Here is a 12,099-nt window from a genome sequence, read left to right on the forward strand (position 1 = left end):
TTTAAATCATCCAAATCTTCCTTCAGTCTTGTCTTATGGTACTCTGGCTGCTTAAAAACTGTCCGGAGTATTGTTATTATGGATTTTTTCAAATACAAATTAGTCGATCGTACTCAAGAAAGTCAATTAATTTTATATTTTAGATTAAAGAATTGAAGCATTGACCTCACGGATCAATTCGGGGGGCAACTTTCATCGGATACAGGTTTTTTATTTATCCACAGATGAATACGGCGGCTTGTATGCTGGATGCTTTCGGTTAAACTCGACAAAGGAAATGAGCAAGAAGGAAAAATGAATCACCTTTTTCCTTCTTGGTCCTCCTCAAAATTTTACTTCACCTACTAATTAACAAAATGCCACTGTAAGCCCGTGTTTTAAATCATCAAATCATCTTTCTTTCGCAGTTCTTCAATCTACTAAAACCTAAAATGATGAAGAATGTCTTCTACTTTTATTCAGTAATAGGTAACACTATCTCAAATTCACTTCCTCCCCCTAAGGTGGAATTTACATTAATTGTTCCGCCATGTTTTTCGACTACGATAGACTTAACGATCGCCATTCCCAACCCGGTTCCCCGACCGACTGCTTTGGTGGTGAACAGGCGATCGAAAATCTGCTGTTTCACCTCCTCTGTCATGCCAATTCCATTGTCGGAAATCCCAATCGTCACGCATTTTTCGTTCGTCATCCGGGTCCGAATTGTAATGCGATTCGGACTGACTTTAATTTCACTAAAACTTCGCCCTTGATTGGATTCTTCCAGAGCATCTATCGCGTTGGCGAGGATATTCATAAATACCTGATTTAACTGTCCGGGAAAGCAATTAATGGGTGGCAAGTTGCCGTATTCTTTCACGATTTTAATAGCCGGCCGGTCCTCGTTCGCTTTTAAACGGTGTTTGAGAATCAGGATGGTACTGTCAATTCCTTCGTGAATATTAAACGGAACCTTATAATCTTTGTCCGCTCTGGCAAAGATTCTCAAGCTCGTGCTAATATCGTGAATTCGCTCGACCCCTAAATTCATCGACTCAATTAACTTCGGCAAATCTTCTCGCAAATACTCCAGCTCGATCGCTTCAATTTCCTCTTCGATCTCGGCATCGGGATCCGGTAGCTTTTTCTGATACAAGTCAATCAGCCCGAACAAGTCTTTAATGTATTCTCTGGCTGGTTTAAGATTTCCACCAATAAAGCCAACCGGATTGTTAATTTCGTGAGCAACTCCAGCTACAAGATTGCCGAGTGCAGACATTTTCTCGCTCTGTACGAGTTGCAGTTGCATTTCCTCCAAGTGAGTGAGAGCATCTTGTGCTTGCTGATAGAGGCGAGCATTTTCAAGCGAGATAGCAGCTTGAGTACACAGGAGATTGAGGATTTCAACGCGATCGCGCGTAAAGGCTCCAATAACCAGGTTATTTTCCAAGTAAAGAATGCCCAAAAATTTACCCTGATGAATAATCGGAGAGCACATCAAGCTTTTAGGCTGCTGGCGGATAATATAAGGATCGGCCATTAGCAAAGGATGAGCGGTAGCGTTGCTAACTACTGACACTTTTAAAGTGTGCTTGACGCTATTGATAAAAGTAACCGGAATCTCTTCCCAACTCGCTTCGATGGGAATTGGTTGGATGATAGAGCAATAAGTCACCGTGCTAATTGCTTCGACGACCAATTGGTTTTCTTTGAGCAACAACAAAGCACATTTGTCTGCGCCAGCGTTTTCAATTACCACTTGCAGTAGCGTCGAGAGCAATTGCTCCAGATGGATTTCGCTAGAGAGTGTTTGGGAAGCTTTGAGAACCGTTGCTAGATCTAATGCGGCAGATATGCTGTTACTGGAGGTAGATGATTGGCTGCTAATCGTGTAGGATGTAATGGTATGCGTTGCATGAAGCGTTGTTTGTAATGCGAGTTGCAATTCATCCGATTGCAAAATTAATGCCAAAAGTTCCGGATAGGATTGCTCCAGCTCGCTCACCTTAGCTGTGGCTCCCCACCGGGCATAGCTATAGTAAGCATCGTGCAGGTAGTCTCTAGCAACGCGGGGTTTTCCCCACTCTAAATAGAATTTGGCTGCTAATTCATTTGCAAGGGCAGCTTCTTGGAAATATTCATTTTCGCTCGCTAAAGCGATCGCGCGATCGTAGAATTCTAATGCTTCCGATTTTTGTCCTAAAACTCGGTATCGTTCGGCTTCAACTAAATAAAATTTGTGTAGGTGATTGGCTGGGGCGAGATCTGCCCAGTTTTTCATTTTTTCTTGGTTTTTAGCTACTCGTCGAAAAATGTTTTGTTGTTCGACTTCAGAAACTTGAGAATAAATTGCTAGATGCGCTAAAGAATCGTAGGTATGAAACAGGGGAATTACAAACAATCCCGTCGCACCACTTAGGTAATTTTCACCAGCGATCGCGGCTTCAACCGCTTCTTCAAATTTCCCAAATAAATAATATAAAATAAGTTGGCTCACGTAGAAATAGCACAGGGCAGTGCGATCGCCCGATTGCTCTATCGTTGGCAGCATTTCCTCACGATCGAAAGCATCTCCAGTCAACTGCCACGCCTCAGGTGCATTTCCAATTAAATTTAAAATCGCTTGCTGAAAAATAGTGAGATGGCTGAAAAGTCCTGATTGGTTGAATTGAGTGAGTTGAGCGTGGAAAGCAGCACTTTCCCGACTCAGTTCGACCAGTTCTTTACCGACAAACCAGGAGTGCATGACATAACCGAACGCACAAATAGTTGCTGCTTCCAAATCCCCTGTTTCTAGGCCAATTTGATAGCCTTCCCGGAAATAGGGCAGACTTTTTCTAAGTGGCTCTTTCCAATGCCAGACGCTAAAGTGAACTCCAACATAGACTCTAGCTATTAACTCTTTCGTATTGAAGTATTCGAGCAACTTTAATGCCAGTTGTCCGAACTGATAACCAGTCTCTACGTCTCCTATGACTCCACAAAGCATCAATCCATAGTAGGCATAACCATTGCTTGAAAATGAACTATTGCCATATTGAACGGATAAATTGACCTGTTCTAGGACAATAAACGGTAACAGCGTTGGCGCTGCAACAAAGGCAATTGAAGATACAGCGGCAAGAATTCGCACAACTGCTAGCTTGTTAGGATCTGTCATCTGCGGCAGCGTCATTAAATCCAGCGGTTGCCTTCCAGCCAAAATAGATTTAGTTGTCTCGAATGCCTTAGCGATATCCGATTGGCTGGGTTGCTGCGGAAGAGTAATTCCCAAACGCTCTACAATCTTGAGGGCGATCTCTACTGCCTCTAGAAATTGATGTTGGGCTTGAGCGGCTTGAATTTGAACTTCATAGACCTTGACCGTATCTAACAGCGTTGTAGAGCATTTTGTAATCACTGCTGCCAATTGTTTCATGCGCTCAAAGTTGCCACTCAGGTAAGCAGCTTCAGTAGCAGCTTCGTAAAGGGCTAAAGTTAAATTGTAGTGGGTTTGCCAGCGCTGTTCGGGCAGCAAATCAATACCTGTCGTGCAATACTCGAAGGCAGCTGTATAAGCTATGGCGGCTCTAGCTTTTTGTGCGGCTTTTAAATTGAGTTGGGCGAGTTCTATTTGTCCGGCTGTATGAACAATTAGGGATTTACCAATATTGAGTTGGTTAACGATCTCGAACAGTTTTCCCTCCTGTTCGATGGCGGGTGTATGAGTCAGTAACAGTTGCCCAATTTTGAGGTGAACGATCTGTTTTTGTTCGTCTGGAATCAGGGAATAAGCGGCTTGCTGAACGCGATCGTGCAGAAATTTGTAAGTTGATGATAGGTTATTAATTATCGGTGACGTGATAGAGGCTTGATGGTCATCCATTACCCGCAACTCATTGTCGTCTGCTTGAAAAAACTTATACACTTCGCTAGTGGGTAAAACCAATCCTTCTTGCAAGACTTTCCACAATTCTGAAGCAGTTTCGGTCTGCGATTTTTCATGTACGATCGCGAGCGTTGCTAAGTCAAACGAGTTGCCAATGCAAGCAGCAAGTTTTAGCACTTCTTGAGAAGCAGGAGGCAATTTCTGTAACTGGAGTGCCACGAACTCCACAACATCATCGGTGAGAGTCAGCCTTCTAATTTGAGCAATATCGCATTGCCAGTAACCGAGTTCGCAGTTGAAAGTAATCCATCCGTCTTCATACAGTGCTTTGAGAAATTGAGTCGCAAAGAAGGGATTGCCTTTGGTCTTTTGATACACCAATTCTGTCAGCGATGCAGCCACTTCTGGCGAACAACTTAGAGTGTTTGCGACCAATTGGTTGAGGTCAGATTGACTTAAAGGTGCGATCGCGATGGTGTTAATAACGGCATTAGTTTGGTAAATTTCATCCAGTGTCAGTAGCAAGGGATGAGCGGCACTCACCTCGTTGTCCCGGTAAGCGCCAATCAACAGCAAATAGCCCATATCGGGGTCGCTCATCAACAGGTGCATCAACTTCAGCGATGCCGAATCCGCCCATTGCAAGTCATCGAGGAAAATCACTAAGGGATGATCTTGGGTCGCAAACACCCGAAGGAACTTCGGGAATATTAAGTTGAAACGATTTTGCGCGCCATCGCCAGAGAGTTCGGAAACGGGTGGTTGTTGACCGATTATGCGTTCGAGTTCGGGAAGGACTTGAATAATGAGTTGTCCGTTTTCTCCCAAGGCTGAGAGAATTTTTGCTTTCCATTGCTCCAGTTGCTCGTCACTTCCGCAGAGCAGTTGCGCGATCGCATCCCGTAATGCTTGCAAGAAGGCCGAGAAGGGTATGTTGCGCCCAAACTGATCGAATTTACCTTTGATGAAATAGCCTCGTTGCCGCACGATGGGTTTGTGAATTTCGTTCACAACGACGGTTTTTCCAATTCCGGAAAAGCCTGCAACTAGCATGATTTCTGAAGTGCCATTCGCCACGCGATCGAAGGCATCTAGGAGGAGTGCAATTTCCACTTCTCTACCGTAAAGTTTTTCGGGAATCAGGAAGCGATCGCTCACATCGTGTCGCCCAATTTCAAAGCTCTGAATTTCCCCAGTTTCTTTAAGCCGATCTAAACATTTTTTTATATCGACTTTCAGTCCAAAGATACTCTGATAGCGCTCTTCCGCATTTTTTGCCATCAATTTGCTGATAATTTCTGAAATTACAGACGGAATTTTTGGGTTGATTTCATGTACTAATGGTGCTGCTTTGGCGATATGGCAATGCACTAATTCCATCGGGTCTTTTGATTGAAATGGCAACTCTTCGGTCAGCAATTCATAAAATGTGATTCCAACTGAATAAAAATCAGTCCGGTAGTCAATTCCTCGGTTCATTCTGCCAGTTTGTTCGGGAGAAATGTAAGCGAGTGTTCCTTCTAATACGTTGGGGTTGATGAGAGTTTGGGTTTCTTTTGGTAGTAAAGAGGAAATGCTAAAATCGATTAATTTGACTTGCTTAGTTGAGGGATTAATCAGAATATTCGTGGGTTTTATATCTTTATGAATGATGCGTTCGCTGTATAAAATATCCAAGGCATTACAGAGGGCGATCGCGACTTCTAAAAAATCTCTCAAAGATAAGGCATTTTCTCCTGTCAATGCCCATTCTTTCAAGGAAATGCCCCCAAAATCTTCCATCAATAACGCATAGCCATTTTGATATGGTTCTAGGCTATAAGTTTTAATGATTCCAGATTGACAAAGGTTTTTAGCAATCGTATACTGATTGCGAAATTGCACCAGTTCGCTGAAGGTAGGATATTCGTTTTTCAAGAGTTTGATGACCACAGGTTGTTGGTCATTGGTACGGACTGCCCGATAAACTAAGGTGCGATTTCCGTCATAAATTGTTTGGATAACTTGATAGTTGAGAATTTGACTGGTTGTGTTGGGATTGTGATTTATGGGGGAGTTATTCATAGCTATTGTTGTTTAATTAATTTTTGATGAGCTGTTTGTATGTTAAGTGACTCGGAAGGCTGAAGGCTAGGGAAAAGTTAACTATTTTTATCTGCCCGAGTTGGTAAGGTGATGATAAATTCGGTTCCCGATCCTAGTATAGAATTAACTTGAATTGAACCGCCATGTTGTTCAACTACGATAGACTTAGCGATCGCCATTCCCAAACCCGTTCCCCGACCGACTGCTTTGGTGGTGAACAGGCGATCGAAAATCTGCTGTTTCACCTCCTCTGTCATGCCAATTCCATTGTCGGAAATCCCAATCGTCACGCATTTTTCGTTCGTCATCCGGGTCCGAATTGTAATGCGATTCGGACTGACTTTAATTTCACTAAAACTTCGCCCTTGATTGGATTCTTCCAGAGCATCTATCGCGTTGGCGAGGATATTCATAAATACCTGATTTAACTGTCCGGGAAAGCAATTAATGGGTGGCAAGTTGCCGTATTCTTTCACGATTTTAATAGCCGGCCGGTTCTCGTTCGCTTTTAAACGGTGTTTGAGAATCAGGATGGTACTGTCAATTCCTTCGTGAATATTAAACGAAACCTTATAATCTTTGTCTGCTCTGGCAAAGGTTCTCAAGCTCGTGCTAATATCGTGAATTCGCTCCACTCCTAAATTCATCGACTCAATTAACTTCGGCAAATCTTCTCGCAAATACTCCAGCTCGATCGCTTCAATTTCCTCTTCGATCTCGGCATCGTAAGGGGTTAACTTCTGCTGGAACAAATCAATGAGTCCGAACAAGTCTTGTACGTATTCCTGGGCGGGTTTGAGGTTGCTGGCAATGAAACCCAATGGATTATTAATTTCGTGCGCCACTCCCGTAACTAAATTCCCCAAAGCAGACATTTTTTCGCTCTGTACGAGTTGCAGTTGCATTTCCTCCAAGTGAGCGAGCGCATCTTGCGCTTGCTGGTAAAGACGAGCATTTTCTAGGGAGATTGCAGCTTGGGTAGACAGAAGATTGAGGATTTCGATGCGATCGCTGGTAAAGGCTCCAGTCACCAGATGATTCTCCAGATACAATATGCCTAGCAGTTTGCCTTGATGCAGAATTGGCATACACAACAGGCTTTTTGGCTGTTGACGGATAATATAAGGCTCGGCTAGTAACAAAGGATGCACCATCACATTCGCGATCGCTGTAGGTCGCAAGGTGCGTTTGACGATATTGATCAACGAAATCGGGAGTTCCTGAGTCTCTTCTACCGGTAGCGATCGCAATAGGTTTGGTTGTTGTTCCAGACTCATCATCGCCTCAACGAACAGCCTGTCTTCTTTGAGGAGCAACAAAGCACCGCGATCGGCTCCAGCATTCTCGATCGCGATATGCAATAGCGTGGAGAAAAGCTTTTCGAGTTCGATCTCGCTGGAGAGAGTTTGATAGGCTTTGAAGAGGGTCGTCAGATCCAGTGCGGCTGAAAAACCACTGCTAGTTGAAGTACGCGAATTCCCTGCACTGGAGTGCGAGGGGCTAATCGTGGTAGTAGCTATAAGAGTTTCGCAATAGTTGAGGGGCGATCGTACCTGTTGCAAAATAGGAGCTAACAGTTGGGGATAGCGTTGCTCCAGATCGATCGATTTGGTAACTGCGCCCCAACGCGCGTAACAGTAGTAGGCTTCTTGCATATAGACTTGAGCGACTTTTTCTTTACCCCAGTCGAGATAGAATTTAGCAAAAAGTTCGTTAGCAAGTGCTTCTTCGTTAATAAATTGATTGTCTTTAGCCAGAGAAATCGCTCTGTCATAACATTCAATTGCTGCTATTTTTTCATCCAAGACTCGATGGCGTTCAGCTTCAACTAAATACCATCTATGCAAATGATTCGTGGGAGCATTCTGCACCCAGTGATGCAGAATGGCTTGCTCGGTTTCCACCCGATTGAGAACTTCAGCTCGCTCGGTTTCTGGTTGGGTGGGGCAAAGTGCTAGCTGCGTCAAAGCGGAATAGAAATGGAAAATCGGAACAAAGATCATTCCCGATAGTGCCATTAAATACTGTTGGGCTTGAGTGCTGTAGTTTAAAGCCGCAGTGTAATTGCCAAAGAAATAAGCCAGCAGCAGTTTGTAGATATAGGCGATCGCGATCGCGGTAAAATCTTTATCTTGCTCATGCTTGGGAAGCATCACCGTTTCATCGTATACATTGCCAATTAAGCAATCCGAGCCAGTTCCTATTTCCCTGAAATTCTGTACAGTTTGCCAAACAATGCTTGTATAATTCCGGACAATATATTGTTTAGATTGAGTTAAAACAGCCATGTAAACGGGGATTTCAGCTTCCAAAATACTCAGTTCTATCCCGCCGAGCAAGTTGTGATGGAAGTAACAAAGTATGCTGTAGGCAGCTTGGAGAAAATCGCCCGTTTCCCTGCCAGCAATATAGCTCTCTTTTAACGTCGGTATCGTTGCCCTCCAAGCTTCTTTCTGAGGCTGAATAAAACTGCCAAAAAAAGCTAAAATAGTAGTTTTGAGCTCTCTGACATTTAACCGTTCTAGCAACTCAATCGACAATTTACCAAACTGATAGCCCGTTTCTACCTCTTCCAAAAAGGCACATAATACTAGCCCGTGAATTGCATACCCTACCGTCGATGCGGATGTATTCCCAAACTGAAGCGATAAATTCACCATCATCGAACTGAGCAAGGGTAGCAAACTGGGCCTTCCCAAAAAAATGGGAGCAAATAACTTTCCTAACAGTTGCATGGCAGCCCTCGCGTGGGCATCGCTCATCGCTGGCAAATCCACCAGTTCTTCAATCTGTTTGTCTTGAAGTTGGGTGACAAGAGTTTGTAGCGCTCTGTCGGTAGAGGCTGCGTCGGCTTCCCCAGGTAGTTCAAATCCTAACTGTTGTAGCGCTTTTCTGCCTATCGCGATCGCTTCTAATACATTGCCTTTGGCTGTTTGAGCGACGATTAAAATTTCATAAATTTCAACTTTATCTAAAATCGTCCGAGCTTTTTGTAATACCAGTTCAGTCATCCGTTCCATTCCCTCAAAATCGCTATTCAAATAGGCAACTTCTGCGGCAGCAACGTATAAATTTAGAGTCAATTCATATTGACTTTTCCAACAGTTGACTGCGAGTAACTCAAGCCCTGTTTGTAGATAAACTCTAGCCGCCGTGTAGGCGGTAGAATTTCTGGCTTTACGTCCCGCTGCTAAGTTCAGTTGCGCTAATGTTTGCCGTTCTTGCAGTTGAGCGAGACAGTCCGCTCCTCTATTGAAATGTCCGACAATATCGAATATTTTTTCTTCGGTTTCTGAGAAATTTTGCAGCAGTAATCGTCCGATTTTGAGATGAGTTTCTTGCTTTCGCTCGTCGGGAATGAGCGAATAGGCAGCTTGCTGAACGCGATCGTGTAAAAATTTGTATTTAACAATCAGTTGATTTTCCGATATACGTGCTTGATTTTCTTGCCCAATATAAAACTTGTAAACATCTCCTATCGGCAAAATCAATCCTTCTTGTAATGCTTTCCACAAAGCACTAGCTGTCTCAAGTTCTGATTGTTGAGAAACAATTGCTAAAGTTGCTAAATCAAAAGAGTTGCCAATACAAGCTGCTAATTCTAATAAATCTTGGGTGGATTGCGGTAGTTTTTGCAATTGAAAACCCATAAAGGTCACAACATCATCTGTAACTGCTTGAGTTGTCACTTGAGTAACGTCGCATTGCCAACAACCCAACTCAAAATCAAAATTAATTAATCCATCTTGATGTAATGCTTTGAGGAACTGGACAACGAAAAATGGGTTTCCTTTGGTTTTTTGATAGATTAATTGAGAAATAGAACCTGCCAAATTTTCTGAACATTTGAGAGTATCAGCTACTAACTTATTGACTTGCTCTTGAGTCAGTGGTGCTAGAGTTATTGTATTGATTGTAGCTTGAGTTTTTTGAATATCACTCAAAGTCAGCATTAATGGATGTCCTGGATTGACTTCGTTATTACGGTACGCACCAATAATGAAAAGATGACTTGTATCAGCCATTAATAGCTGCATTAACTTCAGCGATGCCGAATCTGCCCATTGCAAATCATCTAAAAACATGACTAATGGATGTGATGCACTGGTGAAAACTTGCGTAAATTTTTGGAATAGTAAATTAAATCTATTTTCTGCCGCCGTTCCTGATAATTCTATCGCTGGTGTTTGTTCGCCAATAATTCTTGACAGTTCGGGAATGACTTCAATAATTACTTGACCATTTTCGCCGACTGCCTCTAATATTTTATGTTTCAATTGATGAATTAGATCGTCACATTCGGTCAGCAATTGCTCCATTAAATCTCGGAATGCTTGGACGAAAGCACTAAAGGGAATATTGCGTTGAAATTGGTCGAATTTTCCTTTGATAAAATAACCGCGTTGCTTGACAATTGGTTTGTGAACTTCGTTGATAACGGCGGTTTTTCCAATGCCGGAAAAACCCGCAACTAGCATCATTTCTGTTGTGCCTAAGCTGACTCGCTCAAATGCTTGAAGTAAAGTTTCTATTTCTGTTTCTCTTCCATAGAGTTTATCGGGAATGATGAAGCGATCACTTAAATCTCTCTGTGCAATTGGAAAATTTTCAATTTTTCCCGTTTCCTGCAATTGAACTAAACATTTTTCTAAGTCATTTTTAATTCCCAAGGTACTCTGATAGCGCTCTTCGGCGTTCTTCGCCATCAGCTTCATCACCATATCCACAAGCACCTGGGGAATTTCTTCTCTATGAAATCCATCGGGTTGTTTCGCAATATGGCAATGCACCAACTCCATCGGATCGTTGGACTTAAACGGTAGATTTCCCGTCAATAATTCATACCAGGTAATCCCTAATGAATAATAGTCACTGCGATAATCTATCCCTCGATTCATCCGTCCGGTTTGCTCTGGCGAAAGGTAGGCTAAAGTTCCTTCTAAAGCGTTAGGGTTCTGAATTTGTTGAGTTTCTCTCGACAGTAAACTTGAGATAGAAAAGTCAATTAATTTAACTTGTTTTGTATCGGGGTGAATCAGGATATTGGCCGGTTTAATATCCTTGTGAATGACTCGTTGTTGATGGATGCAGTGAACGATATCGGTTAATGACAGGGCAATCTGAAGAAACTCGTCTAAGGAGAGCGGATTTTTTTGCGTAAATTTTTCTAAGGAAATGCCGCCAAAGTCTTCCATGACTAGGGCATATCCGTTGTGGTAAGGTTCCAAGCTGTAGGGTTTGGCAATGCCGGCAATATCTAGATTTTTGGCAATGCTGTACTGATTGCGAAACTGCACTAATTCGCTAAAAGTAGGATATTGCCGTTTCATCAGCTTGATAATGACAGGTAATCCGTCAGCAATCCGAATCGCTCGATAAACTAATGTTCGACTCCCCGCATAAACTATTTGGTTGATTTGATAGTTGGGGATTTGAATGGTTACGTCCGTATTGTCGTCGAGTTGCACCGTGTTTTTATCCAAGTTATTCATTATTCTAGTTCCTGTTTAATGAGCGATTTGCTACAATTGTGCGAACCGGAAGGCAAAAGTTGAGTTAACGTGCCTGGAAACTTTGTTAACTGATTTTCTCTGCCTGGATTGGTATGACTATAACAAATTCTGTTCCCCTGCCAACTTGAGAATTGACATGAATGGAACCTCCATGTTTTTCGACAACGATCGACTTAGCGATCGCCAAACCCAATCCCGTTCCTTTCCCGACTGCTTTGGTTGTAAATAAGTGGTCAAATATCTTTTCTTTGACCGATTCATCCATGCCACTACCATTATCGGCAATGGCAATTTTTACTAACTGATTTTCCACCGATGTTTGAATGATAATTCGATTGGGATGAGCCTTGATTTCTGCCATTGTTCGCCCGGTATTCGATTCGTCCAATGCGTCAATGGCATTAGCTATAATATTCATAAATACCTGATTGAGTTGTCCGGGGAAACACTCGACCATCGGTAAATCTCCATAGTTGGTAATCACTTCAATGGCAGGACGTTGGTGATTAGCTTTGAGGCGATGTTTGAGAATTAAAAGCGTACTATCCATGCCTTCATGAATGTTGAAAGGAACTTTATAATCTCGATCGGCACGCGAGAAAGTGCGGAGGCTGGTACTGATATTTTTCAGCCTGTCACAGGCCGCAGACA

At 42.8% G+C, this 12,099-nt stretch carries 3 protein-coding genes; all 3 read right to left on the bottom strand.

The features are described from left to right. Positions 1 to 454: 454 nt before the first annotated feature. Complete coding sequence (locus QUA27_RS26380; RefSeq protein ID WP_333071916.1) at positions 455 to 5,914, bottom strand: trifunctional serine/threonine-protein kinase/ATP-binding protein/sensor histidine kinase; 5,460 nt, start codon at positions 5,912 to 5,914, stop codon at positions 455 to 457. A gap of 77 nt (positions 5,915 to 5,991) precedes the next feature. After that, complete coding sequence (locus tag QUA27_RS26385; protein WP_333071919.1) at positions 5,992 to 11,427, bottom strand: trifunctional serine/threonine-protein kinase/ATP-binding protein/sensor histidine kinase; 5,436 nt, start codon at positions 11,425 to 11,427, stop codon at positions 5,992 to 5,994. A gap of 85 nt (positions 11,428 to 11,512) precedes the next feature. Then, on the bottom strand, positions 11,513 to 12,099 hold a 587-nt coding region (locus tag QUA27_RS26390; RefSeq protein ID WP_333071921.1), incomplete at its 5' end, for a sensor histidine kinase.

The sequence above is a fragment of the Microcoleus harperi Pol14_C6 genome (assembly GCF_036701295.1).
In the GTDB taxonomy this organism is placed as follows: Bacteria; Cyanobacteriota; Cyanobacteriia; order Cyanobacteriales; family Microcoleaceae; genus Microcoleus.

Excerpts from the sequence above, each read along its gene's own strand:
- QUA27_RS26380 (WP_333071916.1), bottom strand. The coding sequence starts at position 5,914 with ATGAATAACTCCCCCATAAATCACAATCCCAACACAACCAGTCAAATT.
- QUA27_RS26385 (WP_333071919.1), bottom strand. The coding sequence starts at position 11,427 with ATGAATAACTTGGATAAAAACACGGTGCAACTCGACGACAATACGGAC.